General features: G+C 71.8%; 22 protein-coding genes. 13 read left to right on the forward strand and 9 right to left on the reverse strand.

All coding sequences use genetic code 11. The features are described from left to right. Complete coding sequence (locus ACQP2X_RS38025) at window positions 1-267, reverse strand: UBP-type zinc finger domain-containing protein (RefSeq protein WP_498690231.1); 267 nt, start codon at window positions 265-267, stop codon at window positions 1-3. Beyond that, window positions 264-1838 carry a Na+/H+ antiporter gene (locus ACQP2X_RS38030; RefSeq protein ID WP_498690233.1) on the reverse strand — a complete coding sequence of 525 codons (1575 nt, stop codon included), beginning with the start codon at window positions 1836-1838 and terminating at the stop codon, window positions 264-266. Before ACQP2X_RS38030 ends, ACQP2X_RS38025 begins: the two co-directional genes overlap by 4 nt. 64 nt (window positions 1839-1902) lie before the next feature. On the opposite strand from ACQP2X_RS38030, the gene ACQP2X_RS38035 reads away from it, so the two are divergent. From ACQP2X_RS38035 to ACQP2X_RS38055, 5 genes are read left to right on the forward strand one after another with little or no spacing between them, the layout of a single operon-like run. After that, a complete protein-coding gene (locus tag ACQP2X_RS38035) occupies window positions 1903-2886 on the forward strand; it encodes a 3-oxoacyl-ACP synthase III family protein (protein ID WP_498690235.1) in 984 nt (327 codons plus the stop codon). Beyond that, a complete protein-coding gene (locus tag ACQP2X_RS38040) occupies window positions 2883-3617 on the forward strand; it encodes a glycosyltransferase family A protein (RefSeq protein ID WP_498690237.1) in 735 nt (244 codons plus the stop codon). The genes ACQP2X_RS38035 and ACQP2X_RS38040 overlap by 4 nt, the downstream gene beginning before the upstream one ends. Further along, entirely contained in the window at window positions 3617-5029 is a 1413-nt protein-coding gene (locus tag ACQP2X_RS38045) for a class I adenylate-forming enzyme family protein (protein WP_498690238.1), read from the forward strand. Before ACQP2X_RS38040 ends, ACQP2X_RS38045 begins: the two co-directional genes overlap by 1 nt. Next, window positions 5026-6177 carry a cytochrome P450 family protein gene (locus ACQP2X_RS38050; protein ID WP_498690239.1) on the forward strand — a complete coding sequence of 384 codons (1152 nt, stop codon included), beginning with the start codon at window positions 5026-5028 and terminating at the stop codon, window positions 6175-6177. The genes ACQP2X_RS38045 and ACQP2X_RS38050 overlap by 4 nt, the downstream gene beginning before the upstream one ends. Then, window positions 6174-7007: an NAD-dependent epimerase/dehydratase family protein gene (locus ACQP2X_RS38055; protein WP_498690241.1), complete on the forward strand. Its 834-nt coding sequence runs from the start codon at window positions 6174-6176 to the stop codon at window positions 7005-7007. Before ACQP2X_RS38050 ends, ACQP2X_RS38055 begins: the two co-directional genes overlap by 4 nt. On the opposite strand, the gene ACQP2X_RS38060 is transcribed toward ACQP2X_RS38055, so the two are convergent. Both ACQP2X_RS38060 and ACQP2X_RS38065 read right to left on the reverse strand, forming a co-directional pair. After that, window positions 6991-7584: a fibronectin type III domain-containing protein gene (locus ACQP2X_RS38060; RefSeq protein WP_498690243.1), complete on the reverse strand. Its 594-nt coding sequence runs from the start codon at window positions 7582-7584 to the stop codon at window positions 6991-6993. The two genes, ACQP2X_RS38055 and ACQP2X_RS38060, sit on opposite strands and share 17 nt — an antisense overlap. 64 nt (window positions 7585-7648) lie before the next feature. Beyond that, window positions 7649-8362, reverse strand: coding sequence for an EcsC family protein (locus ACQP2X_RS38065; RefSeq protein ID WP_498690245.1), 714 nt, complete (start codon window positions 8360-8362; stop codon window positions 7649-7651). 206 nt (window positions 8363-8568) lie between these two features. Here ACQP2X_RS38065 and ACQP2X_RS38070 point away from each other — a divergent pair, with 206 nt between their 5' ends. Next, window positions 8569-9474, forward strand: a complete 906-nt coding sequence (locus ACQP2X_RS38070; RefSeq protein ID WP_498690246.1) for a proteasome assembly chaperone family protein — start codon at window positions 8569-8571, stop codon at window positions 9472-9474. Here the strand turns inward: ACQP2X_RS38070 and ACQP2X_RS38075 are convergent. Then, window positions 9407-10204: an alpha/beta hydrolase gene (locus tag ACQP2X_RS38075; protein ID WP_498690248.1), complete on the reverse strand. Its 798-nt coding sequence runs from the start codon at window positions 10202-10204 to the stop codon at window positions 9407-9409. The genes ACQP2X_RS38070 and ACQP2X_RS38075 overlap by 68 nt on opposite strands. Continuing rightward, window positions 10204-10947, reverse strand: a complete 744-nt coding sequence (locus ACQP2X_RS38080) for a nucleotidyltransferase family protein (protein WP_498690249.1) — start codon at window positions 10945-10947, stop codon at window positions 10204-10206. Before ACQP2X_RS38080 ends, ACQP2X_RS38075 begins: the two co-directional genes overlap by 1 nt. Before the next feature lie 206 nt (window positions 10948-11153). On the opposite strand from ACQP2X_RS38080, the gene ACQP2X_RS38085 reads away from it, so the two are divergent. From ACQP2X_RS38085 to ACQP2X_RS38105, 5 genes are all read left to right on the forward strand, one after another. Next, window positions 11154-11756, forward strand: a complete 603-nt coding sequence (locus ACQP2X_RS38085; RefSeq protein WP_498701143.1) for a hypothetical protein — start codon at window positions 11154-11156, stop codon at window positions 11754-11756. 787 nt (window positions 11757-12543) lie between these two features. Continuing rightward, window positions 12544-13605, forward strand: coding sequence for a TolB family protein (locus ACQP2X_RS38090; RefSeq protein WP_498690251.1), 1062 nt, complete (start codon window positions 12544-12546; stop codon window positions 13603-13605). A gap of 112 nt (window positions 13606-13717) precedes the next feature. Next, window positions 13718-14116: a hypothetical protein gene (locus ACQP2X_RS38095; RefSeq protein WP_498690252.1), complete on the forward strand. Its 399-nt coding sequence runs from the start codon at window positions 13718-13720 to the stop codon at window positions 14114-14116. A gap of 60 nt (window positions 14117-14176) precedes the next feature. After that, window positions 14177-14797, forward strand: coding sequence for a tRNA (guanosine(46)-N7)-methyltransferase TrmB (gene trmB, locus ACQP2X_RS38100; RefSeq protein WP_498690254.1), 621 nt, complete (start codon window positions 14177-14179; stop codon window positions 14795-14797). Between the two features lie 97 nt (window positions 14798-14894). Next, complete coding sequence (locus ACQP2X_RS38105; RefSeq protein ID WP_498690256.1) at window positions 14895-17021, forward strand: ATP-binding protein; 2127 nt, start codon at window positions 14895-14897, stop codon at window positions 17019-17021. 5 nt (window positions 17022-17026) lie between these two features. On the opposite strand, the gene ACQP2X_RS38110 is transcribed toward ACQP2X_RS38105, so the two are convergent. Then, entirely contained in the window at window positions 17027-17203 is a 177-nt protein-coding gene (locus tag ACQP2X_RS38110) for a hypothetical protein (protein ID WP_498690258.1), read from the reverse strand. A gap of 82 nt (window positions 17204-17285) precedes the next feature. Here ACQP2X_RS38110 and ACQP2X_RS38115 point away from each other — a divergent pair, with 82 nt between their 5' ends. After that, on the forward strand, window positions 17286-17627 hold the full coding sequence (locus tag ACQP2X_RS38115) for a PadR family transcriptional regulator (RefSeq protein ID WP_498690259.1): 342 nt from the start codon (window positions 17286-17288) through the stop codon (window positions 17625-17627). Next, complete coding sequence (locus ACQP2X_RS38120; RefSeq protein WP_498690261.1) at window positions 17624-18622, forward strand: hypothetical protein; 999 nt, start codon at window positions 17624-17626, stop codon at window positions 18620-18622. The genes ACQP2X_RS38115 and ACQP2X_RS38120 overlap by 4 nt, the downstream gene beginning before the upstream one ends. On the opposite strand, the gene ACQP2X_RS38125 is transcribed toward ACQP2X_RS38120, so the two are convergent. Continuing rightward, window positions 18619-19143, reverse strand: a complete 525-nt coding sequence (locus tag ACQP2X_RS38125) for a peptidase M23 (RefSeq protein ID WP_498690263.1) — start codon at window positions 19141-19143, stop codon at window positions 18619-18621. The two genes, ACQP2X_RS38120 and ACQP2X_RS38125, sit on opposite strands and share 4 nt — an antisense overlap. Window positions 19144-19231: 88 nt before the next feature. Then, window positions 19232-21064, reverse strand: coding sequence for a gamma-glutamyltransferase (ggt, locus tag ACQP2X_RS38130; RefSeq protein WP_498690264.1), 1833 nt, complete (start codon window positions 21062-21064; stop codon window positions 19232-19234). Window positions 21065-21130 lie beyond the last annotated feature (66 nt).

Genomic DNA, 21130 nt, shown 5'->3' on the forward strand with positions numbered 1-21130 from the left:
TTACGAGCCTAGAAGCTCGTCGTCGAAGCACCACTTCCAATTCTCACCCGGCTCGAACGAGCGCATCACCGGATGGCCGGACTCCTGATGGTGCGCGGACATGTGCCGCCGCGGCGACGAGTCGCAGCAGGCCACCTTGCCGCACGTGAGGCACACGCGCAGGTGGACCCAGTCGTGATGGCCGGCGGCCACGCACTCCGGGCAGCCGTCGGAGTACGCCGACTGGGGCGCCGGATCGCCGGACTCCTTGAGGTGCAGGCAGGTCAATCTTCACTCCGTGTCAGCTGGGACTCTTCCAGGTCGAGATCGCGCTGGGCGCGGGTCAGCACCTCCTCGGGGATGCGGCCCTCGTTGCGGGCCACCTTGAAGACGCGCCGCTCCGCGCTGATCATCTCGCGCCGCAGCCGACCGTACGCCGCCGACGGCGTCTCCTGCTGCTGATTGCCCAGCCGCTCCCACGCGTTGTTCGACCGGCTGTCGACCAGGGCCCGCAGCCGGTCGACGACCGAGGCGGGCGCGCCGTCGGCGTGTTTCTCCAGCGCCTCGAGCGCGGCCCGGCTGGCCTGATGCTGCACTCCGGCCTCGGCCAGCGCGTCCTCGGTGCTGGTGTCCTCGCGGACCTTCAGCACCCGGGCCAGCCACGGCAGCGTCGTGCCCTGGAGCAGCAGGGTGACCACGATCACCACGAAGGCGACGAAGATGAACAGGTCGCGGGGATAGTCGGGCACCCCGTTCTCGCCGGGCAGCGGCAGCGTCTGTGCCGCGGCCAGGGTCACCACGCCGCGCATGCCGGCCCACGAGATGACCGTCGGCACCGAAGCCGGCGGCCGCTCCTCGCGGTTGCGGACGCGGGGCAGCAGCCGGGCCAGATAGGTCGCCGGGTACATCCACACGAACCGCATCAGGATCACCACCAGCACGACGGCGACGGTCACCTGGATGGTCGTGCCGACCGGCGTCTCGATGCTCTCGCCGATGCTGCGCAGCTGGAGGCCGACCATGAGGAAGACCACGCCCTCGAGCAGGAAGTTGATCATGCGCCAGATGGCGTCCATCTGCAGGCGCGAGGTCGCCGAGAGCAGGTACGGGCGGCGGTGCCCGAGGTAGAGGCCGGCGATCACCACGGCCACGACGCTGGAGCTGTGCACCTCCTCGGCGATGATCACCACGACGAACGGCGTGAGCAACGACACGGCGTCGTCCAGCAGCGAGTCCTCGATCTTGCGGTGCAGCTTGGCCGCCAGGAACGCCGCCACGAAGCCGATCAGCAGACCGCCACCGGCCTTGAGCGCCACCTCGCCCGCGATCGGCCAGAAGCCGACCGCGGCCCCGGCCAGGGCGCCGACCGAGATGCGGACCATCACGAGGGCTGTCGCGTCGTTGAGCAGGCTCTCGCCCTCGAGGATCGTGACCACCCGGCGCGGCAGGCCGACCCGGCGCGCGATGGCCGTGGCCGACACGGCGTCGGGCGGGGCCACGACCGCGCCGAGAGCGACGCAGGCGGCGTACGGAATCTCGGGAATCAGCATGTGAACGGCGGTGCCGACGGCGAACGCGGTGACCAGCACCAGGCCGACGGCGAGCAGCAGGATGGGGCGCAGGGCCCTTCGGAAGGCGGGCACCGAGGTCTCCAGCGCGGCCACGTAGAGCAGCGGCGGGAGGATGCCGATCAGCACCAGTTCGGGCTCGAGATGGGCCTCGGGGAAACCGGGGACGTACGACAGCGCGAGGCCGGCCACCAACAGCACGAGGGGCGCGACGAACCCCAGGCGGCGGGCCAGAGCGGCGCCGACCACCGAGATCGCCACCAACACGACCACGTCGACGATGCTCTCCATGGGCGGAAGCTTATAAGTACTCGTGCTCACGACCCGATCACGTCCGTACGGCAGGCTGTCGCCCATGAATGTGGGAATAACCGGGATCGCGTACGCCCTGCCGGCCCGCGAGGTCACCACGGCCGAGCTGCAGCGCAGGGTCGCGCCGAAGCTGCCGCCGCGGATGTTCGAGCAGGCGACCGGAATCACCCGGCGCCGGGTCGCGGCCGACGACGAGTACGCGTCGGATCTGGCCCTCGACGCCGCGACCAAGGTGCTGGCCGAGACCGGCCGCGATCCGCTCGACGTCGACCTGCTGCTGTTCGCCAGCGCCACCCGCGACATGGCCGAGCCGGCGACCGCGCACGTGGTGCAGGCGGCGCTGGGCAGCCGGGCGCACGCGCTGGACGTGACGAACGCCTGCAACAGCTTCCTCAACGGCATCGACCTGGCCCGCTCGATGATCCTGGCCGGGCGGGCGCGGACCGCGCTGGTCGTCACCGGCGAGACGCCGACCCGCGCCATGCGGCCCGCCCTGACCAGCCTTTCCCAGGCGCGTACGGCCCTGGCCGGCTACACCTTCGGCGACGCGGGGGCGGCCGTGCTGGTCGAGCCGGTGGCCACCGGCGGGATTCTCGACGTGGACGCGGAGACCCATTCCGAGCACTGGACGGTCGGCGGCATCTTCGGCGGCGGCTCGCGGCATCCCCGGGGCGACGAGCACACGTACTTCACCGGCGACGGCCGCCGCCTCCGGGCAGTCTTCGAGGAGATCGGCCCGGGTTTGATCTCACGGGTGATGAAGCGTTTCAACCACTCGTGGGATTCTTATGCCCGCGTGCTGGTGCACCAAGTGACGATGCCCTATCTATCGCGCTTCGTCGATGTGACCGGAGTTCCTCGCGACAAACTCGTGATCACCGTCGACGAGCTCGGGAACACGGCCTCGGCCTCGCTGGGCGTTCAGCTGGCCCGGATATATCCGGATTTGAACCCCGGCGACCGCGTGCTGCTCGTCGGCCTCGGCGGCGGCGTGAGCCTGATGACCATGGTGTGGGAGGTCTCGTGAAGGCGCCGCTCTGGGTGGTCGTGCCGGCGTACAACGAAGAAAGCCGTATAAAGACGACGCTGGACGCTTTGGCGGCACAGACCGACACCGACTTCACTCTGCTCGTCGTCGACAACAACTCCACCGACGGCACGGTCGCGGTGGTGAAGAGCTTCAAGGCGCCTTTCCCCGTACGGCTTCTGGTCGAGACCGACAAGGGCGTCGGCTGCGCGGTCGACACCGGCTTCCGGCACGCCATCGCCTCCGGCGCGCGGTTTCTCGCCCGCACCGATGCCGACTGCGTTCCCGCCCCCGGCTGGGTCGCCGCCGCCCGGAAAGCGCTGACCACGAGCAACGGCATGGCCTGCGGCAAGATCACCGCCCGGTCCGACGAGCACGGCCCCCTCGGGCGCGCCTTCTTCCGCCTGCTGGTCGTGCTGGCCGCCTTCTTCGGCCGCATCCGGCCGGCCCACCGCGGGCCCGAGTTCAAGGCCCCGTACCGCATGCACGCCGGCAACAACATGGCCATCACGGCCGAGCTCTACGAGGCGTGCGGCGGCATGCCCCGGCGCCCCTCCCCCACCGACCGCACCTTCCTCAACCGGGTCCGGCGCACCACCTCCGCCATCACGCACAGCCGCCGGATGGTGGTCGCCAATTCCACCAGGCGGATCCGGGCGTACGGCGTCATGGGCACCGCCAAGTGGTATCTGGACCGCGGCAGCGGCCTCCGGACGGCGGACCCCCGCTGATGCTCACCGAACTCCTCGATTCCCTGCGCGAGGGTGACGACCGCCCCGCCCTGCCCGGCGCCACCCGGGGCGAGCTGGCCGGGCTCGTACGCGGCTATGCCGTGGCGCTGGCCGATCTCGCTCCCGGTGACACGATCGCCCTGGCCGTACGCCCGGGGCCGCGCTCGCTGGCGACACTGCTGGCCGCGTACCACCTGGGTCTCCGGATCGCCGTGCTCGACCCGACCGCCGGGCCGGACGTGCTGCGGGCCCGCCTGGCCCTGGCCGCGCCCAAGCTCGTGCTGGCCGACGCGGCCGCCCAGGCCGTGGCCGGATGGGCCGCCCGCCTGGCCCGGCGCGCCCACCTCGCCCTCCCCGAGCTCGCCGCGATAGCCCCGGTGCGGACCATCGGCCGCCGGCTTCCGGGCTCGCCGCCGGCGCTGCGTCCCGAGGCGGGCCGGCTCCCCCGGCGGTACGAGGGTGACGGTGACGCCGTCATCGTCTTCACCTCGGGCACGACGAGCCGGCCGCGGGCCGTGGTGCACACCCGCCGGTCGCTCTCGGCCGGCATGACGGCCGTGCGCGACCTGGTGCGCCCCATGCCCGGCGCCCCGGTGCTCGGCGGCACGTTCTTCGTGCTGGTGCCGTCGCTGGCCGCCGGGGCGCCGGTGGCCTTCCCGTCGCGGCGTTCCCTGCCGCGTCAGATCCGGGAGCTGAACCCGCAGGCCACCTATCTGACCCCGCCGCAGATCCGGGCCGGCCTGGCCGCCGGCGCCCGGTTCACCGGCCGCGTCTACAGCGGGTCGGCGCCCGTGAGCGCGTCGCTGCTGACGGCGGTGCGCCGCTCGGGGGCGGCCGAGGCGTGGGGCGTATACGCGCTGACCGAGGTCTTCCCGGCCGCCGCCGTGGAGGAATCGTCCAAAGCCGCCTTCACCGCCGACGGCGACCTGGTCGGCACGCTGTTGCCGGGCGTGACCGCCCGGGTCGGCGCCGACGGTCAGCTTCTCCTGGCCGGGCCGACCGCGGCCGACCGTTACCTGGGCGAGGACCCGCTCGGCTGGGTGGTCACGGGCGACATCGGCCGCGTCCTCGACGACGGCTCGGTGGTGCTGGGTGGCCGCGCGAAGGACATGATCCTGCGCCGGGCCGAGAACATCTATCCCGGCCTGTACGAGCCGTCGCTGCACGTGCCCGGCGTGGAGCTGGCCCTGCTGGTCGGGGTTCCGGCCGGCGACGGCGATGAGCGGCTCGTGGCCGTGGTGCAGACCTCGGCCGGGGCTGACGAGCGTGCGGTGCGGGCCGCCCTCCGCGATCCGCTGGCCCGGATGGGCTCGGCCCGCCCCGACCGGGTGGTCTTCGCCCCGATCCCCCTGGCCGGCCGCTCCCGGAAACCCGACCGCCAGGCCACGGCTGTGCTGGCGGCGCACCTATGACGAGCGCTCGCCGCCGTGATCGGCGGGTCTATCTGAGCAGTCATCCGGTTCTCTTCGCGCTGCTGGCCGCCACGCGCCACCGGCCGGCGCTGCGGATCGGCGGCACCGTGCTGGTGCACGACCGCGAGGCGTACCGGAAGGCGCTGACCAAGGTCCCCCTGGACCGCACTGCGGAAGGCACGACCGGCGGGGCGGCGGGCTCGCTGGCCGGCCCGGGCTCCCTCTTCGACCAGCACGGCGAGGAGCACCGCGACGCCCGCCGCGACACCGCCGACCTGCTCGGCGCGGCCGGTGTGGCCCGGCTGCGCCCGATCTGGACCGCCGTGCTGGCCGACCGCCTCGCGCCGCTGGCCGAGGGAGGAACCCTCGACCTGGTCCCCCTCGCGGCCGAGATCGCCGGCGCGACCGCCACCGCCCTCCTGAAGATCGACGTCGACCCGATGACGCTGGCGTCGGCCGCGCGGAAGGCCGCCGCGGCGGCGGCCCGAGCCCATCTGCCCGGCATCGCGCGCCGAGGAGCCGAACGAAAGGCCGAGGCGGCCGCCGCCCATTTGCTCGGCCTGCTCGCGACATCCGGCGGCGACACCGCGCTCGCGACACCCGGCGGCGACACCGCCCTTGCGACTCTCGGCGGCGACAGCGCCCTTGCGACGCCCGGGGGCGACACCGCGCTGGCGGCGATGCTTGCCGTGGCCGCCATCAACACCACCGTGGCCGCCATCCCCCGCGCGGTGGCCTGGGCCGGCGACGCCGGCCTGTGGGAGCACGCCTCCTCGCCGGCGCTGGCCGACGAGCTGTTGCGGGTCACCGCCCCCACTCCCCTGCTGCCGAGGGTGGCCGCCGCCGGGGCCGAGGTCGGCGGCTGCCCGGTCCGCCCCGGCGACCGCATGCTGCTCATCGCCCGCCACGCGGCCGGGGCTCACCGCGCCGACCCCTGTCCCGCCCACCCGGCCCCGCCGCCGATCGCCCAGCTGGTCTTCGGCGCCGGCCCGCACGCCTGCCCGGGCGCCCGCCTGGCCCGCACCCAGATGGAGGACGTTCTGGCCGCCCTGGCTCCCTACCGCCCCGTCGTCGTACAGGCCCGAGCCGACCGCCGGTCCGCCCTGCCGGGCTGGCGCTCCCTGACCATCCGGGCCACCACCTCATGAGGGTCGCGGTGACCGGCGCCAGCGGGTTCTGCGGGTCGGCGGTGGCCCGGCTCGCCGCGGCGAACGGGCATGCGGTGAGCTGCTACGGCCGCAAGCCGGGGCCCGTGGGCCGGCACCACCCGTGGGACGCCACGCGGGACGTGCCCGACTTCTCCGGCGCCGATGTGGTGCTCCATCTGGCGGCGGCCGTCGGTGATTCGCGGCGGGGGGAGTTCCACGAGGTCAACGTCGAGGGAACGAGGCGCCTGCTCGCGGCCGCCGGCGACCGGCCCGTGGTGTGGGTCAGCAGCGCCAGCGTCTATCGGCCCGGCCCCTACGACGGTCCGGTCACCGAGGATCACCCCACCGACGGGCAGCGGACCGCGTATGGGCGGACCAAGGCCGCCGGCGAGCGCCTCGCCCTCGAGGCCGGGAAGGTCGTGCTGCGGCCCCGCGCCGTCTACGGGGACGGCGACCCTCATCTGCTGCCCCGGTTACGACGGACCGTGCGCGGTGGCCGCGCCTGGCTGCCGGGGCCCGATGTCCCGTTGAGCCTGACCGCCGTCGGCAACCTCGCGGGCGCCTGCCTGGCCGCCCTCCGGTGGCCGCCCGGGGCGTACAACATCGCCGACGACGTCGTCTACCGCCGGGACGCGGCCGTCGAGGCCGTGCTCGGGGTGCCCGTGCGGCATGTTCCGGTCGGCGCCGCGCGGGCCGTCGCGGCCGTGAGCTCGATGCGGCGGGAGCCCGTGCTCACCGCGTACTCAATAGATCAAGTCACTGATGGCCTGGTGCTGGACATCGGGCGGGCCCGCGCGCGGGGTTATGCCCCGATCACGCGGTTGTGCTGACCACCTGGGAACGGGCGACGGTCTTGGAGATCGTGCCGTCGCTGCCGAGACGCGTGGTGACGGCGTCGACCGAGAACTCGTAGCGGGTCGAGCGGTCGAGCCCGGTGACCGTGGCGCTCATCATCTCGCAGGCGGGGCCGGGCGTGACGACCGTCCAGCCGATGTCACGCTGCTCGCCGAGCATGGCGTCGTGGCTGATCGCGGTGACCCGGTAGTCGACCAGGTTGTCGCCGCCCGGGTTGTACCAGGTGACGGTGGCCGAGGTGGCGCCCGTGACGGCGGTGGCGCCGTTGATCGGGTTCTGCTTGTTCGGCGGGCACGAGGACGAGCCGGTGGGGGTCGGTGCCGGCGTCGTGCTCGGCAACGGCAGGAAGCCCGTGGGGAACGGGGTCGCTGTCGACTTGACGCCGGTCACCACCGGGGACGGGGTCGCGCTGCCGTTGGCCACGCGGACCCAGGTGGTGCCGGGGGTGGTCTGCTCCGCGTTCGGCGCGCTGTCGCCACTGCCGCACGCGGCCAGCAACGGCAGCAGCGCGAGCGTGCCCAGTCCCATCGTGCCCAGCCAACGACGACGCACCAGCAGCCCTCCGTCCGATCGGTTCCCCGTTCAGGGGTTCCGTTCGGCCGGGGACGGGAGCTTCTTAGCCGCGCCTGTAGAGCTCGCGGGTCCGTACGGCCAAATTCTTCGTCGCCGCCGAGTTGGCCCACGTGCCCAGCACCATGGCCGCGCCCGGGATCATCTTGGCGAAGATCTTCTTGGCGCTCTGGACGCCGGCCATGCCCGCCAGCTTGACGCCCAGCCGGACCATGGCGCCGCTGAGCGGGCGGGCGGTGGCCTCACCGAGCAGACGGCTGGCCCGCTCCCGGCCGGCGGCGACGCCGAGCGCGAGACGGGCGGTCTGCGCGACCTTGTGCACGCGCTGGAGAACCAGCAGGTCGGTGGCGCGTTCGGAGGCTGTCGGATCGTGGTCGTAGGCGGCGGCGACGTGCAGCACCATGCGAGCCTGGTTCCAGGCGAGGACGCCGACGTCGAGGACCGCGCCGGGCAGGCCGGTGGCGCCGGAGACGGCCCCGGAGATGCGGGCGAGGGCGGTGAACCGCTTGATCGCCAGGTCGGCGAGCTGGTCGGAGGTCAGCTCGGGGTGGTCGGCGCGGGTCAGGCGCACCCACTCGGCGGCCTCGGGTCCGAGGCGGCGGACGGCTTCGAGGGCGAGGTGCTCCGGCGCGTACTGCGGGTCGGCCTTCATGCGCGACCAGAGCGAGCCGGGTGGTTCGGCGGTTTCGGCGAGAACGGGACGTTGCGGGGCTTCGGTCACAGATCGCTCCGAGGGGGGAAGGGAACGTTCCTGTGCCATTGTGCCGTGCGGATGCACGTGCACGCGAGACCCGATCTTCAGTTGTGCCTTCTCCGAGATCTTCTCTGCCCGAAGGTCAGTGGCGCATCACCGATTCGGTACGTTTTTCATGTGTTGACGGGCACATGCCGGTCGCACGGAATGAAACACGCGGCAGGCTTGTTCGCAGGGGTTACCGCTTTGACCCACAACAGGAGGCGTTCGACGTGCTCGACCCACACGAGCTGTACGAGCTGGCCGACGACCTGCCCGAGCTCGACGAGCCGGTCCTGGTCCAGGCGCTCACCGGGTTCGTCGACGCGGGCAGCGCGATCCAGCTGGCCCGGGAAAGTCTGCTCGACAGCCTCGAGAGCCGCGTGATCGCGACCTTCGACGTCGACCAGCTCATCGACTACCGCTCCCGCCGCCCACCCATGATCTTCGTCGAGGACCACTGGGAGAGCTACGAGGAGCCGACCTTGGCCCTTCATCTCGTACGCGACCAGTTGGGCACCGAGTTCCTCCTGCTCACCGGCCCCGAGCCCGATCTTCAGTGGGAACGCTTCATCACCGCCGTGGTGGCCCTGGCCGAGCGCTTCGGCGTCCGGGTGACGGTGGGGCTCAACGCGATCCCGATGGCCGTGCCGCACACCCGCCCCGGCAGCGTGACGGCCCACGCCACCGACAAGTCGCTGCTCGGCGACCGGGAGCCGTGGCTCCAGCGGGTGCAGGTGCCCGGCAGCGTCGGCGGGCTGCTCGAGTTCCGGCTCGGCGAGGCCGGCCACAGCGCCATGGGCTACGCCGCCCACGTGCCGCACTACCTGGCCCAGACGACGTATCCGGCCGCGGCCGAACTGCTGCTCGACTCGCTCTCCTCGGGCACCGGCCTGGCCCTGCCGACCGGCGACCTGCGCGAGGCGGCGCGGGCCGTCCGCGACGACGTCGACAAGCAGATCGCCGACGACGAGCAGGCGACCCGCCTGGTGGCCTCGCTGGAGGCGCAGTACGACGCGTTCCTGCGCGGCCGCGAGACCAGCCTGCTGGCCGACACCGACCGGCCGCTGCCTACGGCCGAGGAGCTGGGAGCGGAGCTGGAGCGCTTCCTGGCCGAGCAGGGCCGTGATCAGGACTGACCATCCAGTTCAGAACGTTCTGGATCTCCCGGTCCCAGTAGGCCCAGTCGTGATCGCCGGGAGTGAACGCCGAGTCCAGCGTCACTCCCGCGCCGGCGCACGCTTCGATGAAGTGCTGGTTCGGCTTGACCAGGTGGTCGTCGACGCCACAGCGCAGCATCAGCCTCGGCAGCTCTTTCCCGCGCGCGCCACGGACCAGACGCAGCAGGTCGTCGTCGGTCCCTTCGGCCTTGCGGCCGGCGAAGACCCGGTCCATCAGAGCGCGGATGTGCGGCCGGTGGTCGTTCTCCTGGAGGTACGCCACGTCGAGCGCCCCGGAGAGACTGGCGGCGGCCGCGAACCGTTCGGGTTGCCGTAGCGCCCATTTGAAGGCGCCGTAGCCACCCATGGACAACCCGGCGACGTACGTCTCCCGGGGTTGATCGGAGACCTTGAAGAACCGGTGGACGAGCCGCGGGAGCTCGTCGCTGAGAAAGGTCCAGAACTTCATCCCGTACGCCTCATCGGCGTAGAAACTGCGATGGACCTGCGGCATGACGACGGCGAGCCCGCGCGAGGTCGCATACCGCTCGATCGACGTGAACCGCGTCCAGGCGGTGTCGTCGTCGGTGAGCCCGTGCAGCAGGTAGAGAAGCGGCGGCGGCTCGGCGCCGTCTTCGGGCAGCACGACCGTCATGGAGGTGCTCAGCTCCAGCGCCTCGGAGGCGAAGTCAACGCGGATCAAGGCCATCAGGCGACCGTACTGCGCCTCGCGCGGGCGACTGTCCGCCGGGCGTCGCGCCAGGCGATGAAAGCCGTCCGCATCCGGGGTGAGGAGACCGCTTCGCCACGCCGCCGGGCGCCGAGTTGGCCGACCAGCCAGCCCGGGGCGTGCGCCTGCTCGATGGCCCGCGTCTTGGTGAGAAGTTCGCCCTTCTCGAGTGCGTGGCGACCTCGGGCCATGGAGGTGAGGCCGAGGTCGGCGATAGTGGGGTCCACCCACAGCCAGGGACGCCGGGCGGCCCAGGCCCAATAGCCGGTCAACTCGGCACGGGCCGCCGCCCGTATGTCCTCGGCCGAGACCTCGGGGAAGGCCTCGCGCGGCGAGCGCCCGAAGACCTCGTACCCGTGTCGGGCCAGTTCCGCCCTGGTGATCCGGGAAAGAACGCGGTGGACGAGCTGACCGTGAGTCCACGTCGGATGCGCCGTTTCGACGTCCGAGATGGTCGCGGTGTCGACGTACACGCAGCCGAGACTGAGGCCCGCGCCGCTCCCGTTGTCGAGTCGACGGTGGATCGCCGAGAGCACCGCCTGCCGATCGCCGTCGACGGGCCCGTCGACGGGCCCGTCGACGAGAGCGACCAGGTCAAGATCGCTGACGCGGGGGATGTAGTCACCGGTGGCCAACGACCCGGCCACCATCAGATCGCTGACCCATCCGAGTTCACGCAGCTCGCAGCCAAGGTCTTGAACGACAGCAGGTGAGGTCGCCATGGCGGCGATTCTAGGGCGGCCGTGGGCCGCACATCAGGGTTGGGAATGTCGTACCCGTCGATTAGAATGTATGTACGAAAGAGGCCCTCTGACCTGCTGATCTTCAGCCTGTTTCCGGGTGCTCGAGTTAGGAGATCGACGTGACCTCGTCCGTCCTCAGCGTTTCCTCGACCAACCCCGTGCCCGTCATCCCCCCGTACGCGACGATGTTGGGTTTCACCCGATATGTGACTCGCACCGGCCCGGCCAAGGCCACCTTCGTCGGCGGCCTGCGCCGCGCGCGCGAGCGCCGTTCCGGCTTCAACCCGCACGGCCAGCTCGTGAAGGCGCTCAAGGCCGACATCGCCTTCCGCACCGGCGGCAGCTACCTGTCCGGCGTGGTCGATCTGGTCAAGGAGCGGTGGAAGCCGCTGTACGAGTCGGTCAGCGCCGGCGCCAAGACCTACCTGGCCTCCTTGGGCGACCCCGAGCAGGTGGGCCTGGCACAGACCCGAGACGCCCTGGCCACCGTCGGCCCCCTGGCCGTGAAGATCAACCCCCACTTCGGCCTGCGCTACGAGGACGGCCGCCGCGAGGCCGTACGCCTCCACTTCGACGAGGACCCGCCCACTCCCGAGGCCGTGACGGCAACGTTGCACTTGATGGCCCGCCACATGAACCAGATCCTCCCGAACGCCGAGCCGGTCCTGGTCGACCTGCGCCGAGGCACCACCCACCGCATGGACCCGTCAGCCAAACCCGGCGACATCGAGGCCTGGCTGTCGGGAGAGGCAGCCGCTTTCACCGCCATGTGGGGCGCCCCTGCCTGACCGGCCCTCACCACCCAGTCCGCGGCCGCCCCGGCTCCCGACCGCCCAAGTCCGCCGGGGCGACCGCGCCACCCTCGCCCGCGCGCCGCCATCCCCGCCCGCGCGCCGCCATCCCCGCCCGCGCGCCGCCATCCCCGCCCGTACGCAGCCGCTCCCCTCCGCGCGGGCGCCAACCTGTCCCCGCGACGCCACCCTCGTCCGTGCGCTGCCACTCCGATCCGCACGGCGCCAACCTGTCCCCGCGACGCCACCCCGCCTGTGCGCCGCCACTCCCATCCGCACGGCGCCAACCTGCCCCCGCGACGCCACCCCCGCCCGCGCGCTACCACCCTCGTCCGTGCGCCGTCACCCTCGCCCGTGCGCTGCCGCTCCCATCCGCACGGCGCCAACCTGCCCCCGCGACGCCGCCCCCGCCCGCACGCCGCCGCCCTCGCCCGCGCGCTGCCACCCCCATCCGCACGGCGCCAACCTGCCCCCGCGACGCCACCCCCGCCCGCGCGCCGCCACCCTCGCCCGCGCGCTGCCACCCCCATCCGCACGGCGCCAACCTGCCCCCGCGACGCCACCCCCGCCCGTACGCCGCCAACCTGCCCGCGCGCCGTCGCCCCCATCCCCGTTCGCGTGCCGCCGTCCTCGTTGCCGGCCGCCTTTTCCCGGCGGGCCGCCCTCGACCGCGCACGGACGGCGGAATTTCGGGGTTTCGGTTGCGGAATGTCTTAGGTGCAGAACGGTTGCGACGATGCTCTCGGTGTACAGCACGGCAGAGGCGCGTCGGGGGGCGTTCGTCATGGGGGCATTCGGTCGAGTATTGGGCCTGGCGATGGCGGGCGTGGCGGCGGGCACGCTCGCGCAGCCGGTGGTGGCACGGGCGGACGCCAGCACCGCTCACGGCGGCACCGCTCACGGCGTCGGCGTCGGCGGCACCGCTCACGGCGTAGGCGTCGGTGGCACCGCTCACGGCGTCGGCGGCGCCGTGAGCCTGCCGAGTCTGGTCGCTTATGTGCGCGGCGGGGACATCTACGTCAGCAAGGGCGGCTCGGAGAAGCGGCTCACCGTCGGCGGGGATCAAGCGCGGCCCCGGTGGTCGCCGGATGGGAAGCAGATCGCCTATCTGAAGGGTGGGCTTCTGTGGGTCATGCGGGAGGACGGGAGCGGGCAGCGCCGGCTGACCACCCGGCCGGCCGCGGGGCCCTCGTGGTCGCCGGACAGCAAGTGGATCGCGTTCGCTTCCCTGTCCTGTTCCGGTGGGCCCGGGGTTTACCGGATTGCGGTTAAAGGCAAGGCGCAACCCGAAGTTCTGTTTCCGCGGGACTGTCGCGGGGAGGATCTGCCGGCCGAGCCGGCGCCGGTGACGTCGCGGGCCGGGTCGCTCAGTGAGCGGCTGGCCGGGGACGACGCAGTGGCCTGGTCGCCGGACGGGAAGCAGGTGGCGTTCCGGGGCGGCAACTGCGAGTCGGTCTACGACGCCTGCCTGAGTGTGGGAACCGTGGCCACCGGCGGCGAGCAGACCGTGGCGGCGTACGGGGGCGGGTCGCTGCAGAACCGGGGTTTCGCGGTCGTGCCCAGCTGGCGGCAGGACGGCCGGAAGCTGTCCTGGACCGCCTACCAGGAGGGCGAGACAGCGGCCCAAAGCGAGCCGGTACACCTCGTCGAGTACGACACCACCACGCGGGCCAAGCGGACCGTCGGCGGCGCCGGTGATCGCGAGATGGCGTACGTCGACAAGGCCCGCGCCGTCGCCACCGGCCAGAACGCGGGCGGCTCCTGGGTGATGGTCGTCGGCTTGGCCGACGGCACGCGCAAGCCGTTCCGCTCGGGCTCGCAACCGAGCGTGCAGCCAGTGCGCTGAACCCCGCGTGACGAGGTCAGTGGGGCTAAGCAGGTTGGCGGATGGTGCCGATGAGGGTGTCGACCGGTGGCGACGAGGTTGCTGCCGGCCGGCTCTCTGATGGAGGAGTTTCATGAGCGTCTCCGGTCTGGGTACCGCACGGACCCCTCACCCGCCGGTCACCCCTGTGCACCGGGCCTCCCGGGCGGAGAAGCCCGCAGCGCCGAAAAGCGACTTCGACGCGCTGACCGGCGGCGACCGGGAGCTGATCTTCCAGGTGACGGGACAGCGGGTGGGACTGGGGTTCGACCCCGCCAAGGAGCACCCGACGGCCTTCGCGGCGATCATCGCGGCCGAGCGGGCGGCGGGGCGGCTCGCGCCCGGCCAGGAGGCGTCGGCCCTCTACGTCAAGGACCTCAACCGGCGGTACGAGCGGACGGGCGGCCCCAATCCGGTGGCACCGTACATGGACAAAGCTCTGGCCTACCTCTCCCAGACGACGGCCGCCCGCCGGATCGACGTCAGCGCCTGAAAAACTGAGGCGGTGCAGGAACACCCACCCATCCGGACCTTTCATCCGCGCCGCGGCCGCATGAGCGCGCGGCACGCCGACGCCCACGCCGAACTGTGGCCGCGCATCGGTCTGACCGTCGAGGACGGCGACCGCACGCCGCTGAACCTGCCCGAGCTTTTCGGCACGGACGCGCCGGTGGTGCTGGAGATCGGCTTCGGCATGGGCGACACCACGGCCGCGATGGCGAAGGCCGACCCGGACCGGAGCTACCTCGGCATCGAGGTGCACACGCCGGGCATCGGGAACCTCCTCGCCCTGGCCGGGGAGATCGGCCTGACCAATCTGCGGGTGGCCCGCGGCGACGCCATGGAGCTCGTCCACCGGCTCGAACCGGGATCGCTCGCGGCCGTACACATCTTCTTCCCGGACCCGTGGCCCAAGGCCAGACATCACAAGCGCCGTCTCGTACGCCCGGACAATGTGGCCCTGCTGCGGGAACGGCTGCGCCCGGGCGGGGTGCTGCACTGCGCGACCGACTGGCCGCACTACGCCGAGACGATGGCGGAGACGCTCGACGCTGATCCGGGCCTGGAACGGCTCGACACCGACCGGGGCGACCGGCCCGAGACGAAGTTCGAGCGGCGCGGAACCCTGGCGGGCCGGCCGATCGCCGACCTGCGCTATCGCCGCCGCGCCTGACCGGGTGGGCGCGGAGACCGTACAACCGAATTTGCGGCTTTTTGGTTATTGACACCTTATAGGGTGAAGGGAACGGAGGCGGGCCGGAAGGTAGGCGATGCGGCGAGACGACCCTGGCCTGAGCGGCGGAGAGACGGCGCCTGAGCCGACCGCCGGGGCCGGGGGTGGACTGCCGTGGCGACCCGAGGGCCTCCTGCAGCAGGTGGCCGAGTTGCATCGCGGCGTGCTGACCAGCGGGGCCGCCGATCAACTGGCGGCGCTGGTGGCACGGGCCGCGCACGCACCGGTCGGGCTCATCCATTTCGTTCAGGGCGGCAAGCTTCGGCTGTACGGCGGTTACGGGCTCCGGATTCCGTGGGAGGACGTGGCCGACACGCCCCTCGAGGACTCGCTGGCCGGTCTCGTGGTCAGCGGCGACGCCCCACTGGTGATCGACGACGTGCGGGCCGACGATCGCGTGCCCGCGAACAGCCTGGAGTCGAGCGGCGCCTATCTGGGGCACCCCATCCGCGATCAGACCGGCGCCGTGCTCGGCATCTGCTGCGCAGTCGACGACGAGCCCCGGCAGTGGTCGTCCGCCGACATCGCCTCGGTGGCCGAGGCCGCGCAGGTCAGCACCCTGCTGATCACCGAACAGCTCAACCGGTACGAGATCGACCGGCAGCGCCGTTTCCTCGACGCCGTCCTCGACAGCCTGCACGACGGGGTCACCGCGTGCGACGAGCGGGGGCGCATCGTTTTCGTCAACGAGCGGATGCGCAAGCTGTGGGGCGACAGCGGGCTGTCCGACGAGACGCTCGACCAGCTGACGGACGCCGACGGCAAGCCGATCCGGCGGGCCGACCTGGGCCTGTTCCGGGCTTTGCGCGGCGACCACGTGGCCGACGCCGAGGTGGTGCTGCACGGGCAGCATGGGCGCTCGCGGCACTACCTGGTCGACGCCCACCCGATCGTCGGGCCGGACGGAAGCACCGTGGGCGCGGTCCAGGCCGTACAGGACGTGACCCGGCGGCGCCGGGTGGAACGGTTCCGCACGTGCGAGCTGGCCGTGATCACGGCGCTGGCCGAGGCGCCCAGCATCGAGGCGGCCGGTCCGCGCGTGCTCGAGTCGGTGGTGAGCACCCTCGACTGGGTGCACGCCGAGCTCTGGCTGGTCGACAAGGCGGCCGCGGTCGTACGCTCGGCGGCCCGCTGGAGCGCGCCGGGCTGGCAGGAGGACATCGAGACGCCGGTCGACCTCTCTTATGGCACCGGGCTGGCCGGGCGGTCGTGGCAGGTCGGCAAGCCGCTGTGGATCCGCGACGTGGGCCAGCCGCAGAGCCTGATCTCGGAGGAGACGGCGGCGACGTCGCGACTGCACACGGCGCTGGCCATCCCCGTACGAGAAGGATTTGAGACCCTCGGCGTGCTCACCGTCTTCGCCGACACGGTCGAGGACCCGGAGGACGAGCTCCTGGCCCTGATGTCGGGCATCGCCGCCCACATCGGCCAGTTCGTGGAGAAGAGGCTTGTCGAGGATCTCCAAAGACAATTGATCCGTACGAAGAACGAGTACCTGGCGCTCGTCGGCCACGAGCTTCGCACGCCGCTGACGTCGATCAGCGCCTACACGGAGCTGCTGCGCGAGGCGGACGAGAAGTCGCTGGTGGCGGACGGGCCCCGCCTGCTGGAAGTGATCGAGCGGAACACGAACTCGCTGCGCGACATCATCAACGAGCTGATGGAGCTGAACGCGCTCGACACCGGCCACGCCGACGTGCAGCTGATGCCGATGGACCTGGCCGAGGTGGTGCGCGACTCGGTGGCCAAGGCGCGGGCCGCTGTCGACGGGGCGCCGCTGGTGATCGAGGACGAGCTTCCGGACCAGCTGATGCTGCCGGGCGACCGCAAACGCCTTCGTCAGGTGGTGGACAACCTGCTCGGCAACGCGGTGAAGTACAGCCCGGACGGTGGGCACATCGGCGTGACGCTGCGGGCGACCGGGCACGCGGCCGAGCTGGCCGTCTCGGACGCCGGCCTGGGCGTCTCGGACGACGAGCGGGACAAGATGTTCACCGGGCTGTACCGCACGGCGCGCACGCGCGACCGGGCGATCCCGGGCACGGGCCTGGGGCTGACGCTGAGCCGCGCCGTGGTGAGCAAGCATCACGGCAGCATCGAGCTCGTCGACCACGACGGGCCGGGCTCGACGGTCCTGGTGCGGCTGCCGCTCGTCGCCCGCTGACCTTCTTAATCGGGCGGCTCCTGCTGCGCGTTGGCCTTCGTCTCGTTGACGCCCACGTTGGTGCTGCCGTCGGCCGGTGTCGTGTCGGTCGGTGGCTTGTCGGTGGTGAACTCGCCGGTCTCCTCCACGCCCGTGACGTGCTGATCCGTGCTGGCTCCACCTGCTGTCTTCTCGTCGCTCATGCATGGGCTATACCCGCGTTTCGCTCGGACCATCCTCGCTGAGGGCATTGACTATACCTTCGCAGCCGATATATTTCGAGACGTGGAAACACCGCTACGGGAACCGACTTTCCTGATCCTGACCGCGCTCGCCGGCGAGCCCCTGCATGGCTACGGGCTTATCACCGAGGTGAGCCGGCTGTCCGACGGGCGGGTGACGCTGCGGCCGGGCACGCTTTACGGCGCGCTCGACCGGCTCGTCGACGCCGGCCTGGTCGAGGTCGACCACGAGGAGGTGGTCGACAGCCGGCTGCGCCGGTATTACCGGTTGTCGGAGCAGGGCGGCGAGACCCTCGTGGAAGAGACCGAACGCATGCGCCGCAACGTCGAGGCGGCCACCGAACGCCTCCGCAAGATCCCCCGGCTCAACGAAGGATGGGCATGAGCACCTTGGAACGCCGCTATCAGCTCCTGGTCCGGCTCTTCTACCCGGCCGCCTACCGGCACGAGCGCGAATCCGAGATCGTCAGCACCTATCTCGAGCTCGCGCCGCCCGGCAGGCGACGACCATCCTCACGCGACATCGCCGACCTGGCCGCCGGCGGAGCCCGCCAGCATCTGCGGGCCACCGACGTCACCGAGCTGCGTCCCGGCCTGCGCCTTGCCGGGCTGCTCGCCATGGCGACGGCCACGGCCCTGGCCGCGATCTGGGCGGTCGTCGAGTCCGCTCCGCTCCCGCCGGAGATCCCCTCGCGGGCGGTTCCGCAGCTAGGGCCGATCACGTCGCTCGGGGCCGTCGTGTGGGCGCTGTGGTTGCTGGCGGCCTTCGCGTTCGCCGTGCGTCCTCAGTGGTCGCGAGCGGTGATCGGGGTGGCGCTGCTGGCGACCGTGGCCGCGGTGCCGCTCTCCGCCGTGACCGAGGTCCACCGGCCGCCACTCCACATGCTGCTACCGCAGTTCGCGCTCGGGGTGTTGGCGCTCGGCGCCGGTCACCTTCCCCTTATCGAGAGACTGCTGCCCCTCGCGGCCGGCGCGGCGGCGGCCGCGATCGTCCGGCCCGGAATCGAGTACACCATGATCTATTTCGATTCCGAGATCGGCTACATGATGACGGCGGTCGGTCTCATCCTGCTGGCCGTGTCGCTCGCGATCGCGGTAGGCCTCGGCGTGATGGGGCAGGGCCGCGGCGGCTGGGCCCTACTGATCCTGCTGGGGCCGATCGGCCTCATCACGGTGCAAGAGCTGACGCGGGCGATCTCTGGAGAGCCGAACAGCACGTATTCCGCAATGGCCGCGACTGCCGTCCTGGTCGGGGTCAGCTCAGTCGCCCTGCTGCTCTTGGCGGTCGGGCTTCACCGGCGCCTGGCCGTCCACGAGCGCTGCGAGTCATGCGGCGGCCCGGTCCGGAGTGTGCGGCGCTACGACCGGAGCCGCACCTAGACGGAGGCGCAGGACTCGGTTGGAGCGGTCAACGCCTCGACCAGACGGGTGGCGGAGGTGGTGTGCTTGGCGTACGCGTTCGGGAAGGCCGAGATCTGTACGGCCTGGGCGGCGTCGGTGAGGCGCATCGTCTGCCAGCCGTCGATGGTGAGCAGCTTGTCGTAGAACTTTCGGGTCTGGTAGCCCGGGTCGGACAGCTGCTTGGGGGTTCCCCAGCCCTGGCTGGGGCGCTGCTGGAACAGGCCGATGGAGTCACGGTCGCCGCCGCGCAGGTTGCGCAGGCCGGACTCCTGCAGGGCGGTGGCGACCGCGATCACCAGGCCGCGGTTCGGCACTCGGCGCTCGTTGCCGATGGTGACGATGAGACGGGCGTTGGCGACCTGCTCGTCGTTCCACTTGGTCAAGGTCACTGTGGACGCCGAGGCCGCGGGGCTCGGCGTGCAGGCGGCGTTGGCACGCAGCAGAGGACTGATGATGAAGCCGGCCAGCACAGCAACGGCGATCACGAAAAGCGGGCGCACGACGGCGAAGAGTACAGGTTGTCGATCTCATAGATCGAGGGGCATGACCGGTCTCCCGATCATGCCCCTCGGGCTCAGCTCGCTGGGGTCAGCGGGTGGGGTGGACTACCGCGGCGGCGCCGCCTCCTCGGCGGGTGGGTTCGGCCGATGCTATGAAGCTGCCTCGGGGGGTCAGCTCGATGGCGGTGGCCGCGCCCAGCTCGGGGACGTCGGGGCCGAAGGTGTGGCCCAGCGCGGTGAGCGCGGGGCCGTAAGTGGTGTGGAAGGCGGGCTCGGCCTGGATGCCCGCCGAGTTGCGCTGGGAAGCGCGGGGAGCGGCCATCGCGGAAGGGAGGGACTGGCCCAGGACCAGGCGGTTGACCAAGACCTGGAGGACGGTGGTGATGATGGTGGCTCCGCCGGGTGAGCCGAGGGCCAGGAACGGCTTGCCGTCCTTCAGGACGATTGTCGGCGACATCGAGCTGCGGGGGCGCTTGTTGGGGCCGGGCAGGTTCGGGTCGGCGGCGGGGGCCTGGGTGTTGGTGAAGTTGAAGTCGGTCAGCTCGTTGTTCAGCAGGAAGCCCCGGCCGGGGACGACCATCGCGTTGCCGCCGGTCTGCTCGATCGTGAAGGTGTACTCGACGACGTTGCCCCACTTGTCGGCGACCGTCAGGTTCGTGGTGCTCATGCCCTGCTCGGTGGGGCCGCCAACGGTGGCCGGGGTGCAGCCGGAAGCGGTGATGTCGCCGGGCGGGACGGGCTTGGTCAGGGCGCGGGCCGGGTTGATCTGGCAGGCGCGCTGGGCGGCCCAGCGGTCGGATACCAGCTTGTTCAGGACTGGTTGGGGGGTGTTCGCGCCTACGTAGCGGTTGCGGTCGGCGAACGACAGGGCCGACGCCTCCAGGTAGTAGTGCAAGGCGTTCTGCGGGGTGACCTTCTTGTTCTCCAGGATGTTCAGGGCCTCACTGACCGCCACGCCGCCGCTGGACGGGGTCGACATGCCGTAGACGGTCAGGCCGCGGAAGTCCGAGCGGGTCGGGGCGGGCGTGCGCACCCGATAGTTGCGCAGGTCGGCCGTGGTGAGCGTGCCGGGGCGGATCGGGTAGGCCCACGAGCCGATCGGGGTCGTGGCGACCGGGGGATTCTGCACGGTGCGGACGATGTCGGCGCCGACCGGGCCGTTGTAGAGGACGCCGGTGCCCTTGCGGGCGATCAGGCGGTACGTGTCGGCCAGGTCCGGGTTGCGCAGCGTGGAACCGACGGCCGGAGGAGCGCCGCCGGGCAGGTAGATGGCGCTGGTCGCGGGGAACTGGCCGAAGGCGGCCGCGTTGTCGGCCACCTGCTGGCGGAAGGTCGCGTCGACGGTGAACCCGCGGTCGGCGACCTTCGCGGCCGGCTGGAGAAGGCTGGCCAGCGAACGGGTGCCCCACTTGCGGGCGGCTGTCTCCCAGGTGGCGAGTGTGCCGGGCGTACCGACGGAAAGGCCTGAGACTCGCGCCTCGGGGAAGTCGAAGGGCAGGCCGTCGGCCGGGTCGATGAAGTGGGTCTCCTTCATCGTGGCCGGGCCCGACTCGCGGCCGTCGATGGTGGAGACCGCACGTTTGCGGGCGTCGTAGTAGACGAAGAAGCCGCCACCACCGATGCCGGCCGAGAACGGCTCGGTCACGCCGAGCGTCGCGGCGGCGGCCAAGGCGGCGTCGACGGCGTTGCCGCCACGGCGCAGCACGTCGATGCCGACGGCGGTCGCGGTCGGGTCGACGGTGGCGACGGCGCCGCCGTAACCGGTGGCTGTGGGCCCGAGAGCCGGGGTGCCGGCCAAAGCTGGGGCGGCGGCCAGACCTGGGGCGGCGGCCAAAGCTGGGGCGGCGGCCAGGGCCGGTGTCGGTGCGGCGAGCGCCGTCGCCGACAGAGTAAGTGCAGCTAGTACCGGCAAGATCCGCATCGATCCTCCGAAGTAGGCAGAGCTGACGGTCTATCCCTGCCTACCAGACTCGCCGCCGATGCGCCC

The sequence above is a fragment of the Actinoplanes sp. CA-131856 genome (assembly GCF_050956135.1).
In the GTDB taxonomy this organism is placed as follows: Bacteria; Actinomycetota; Actinomycetes; order Mycobacteriales; family Micromonosporaceae; genus Actinoplanes.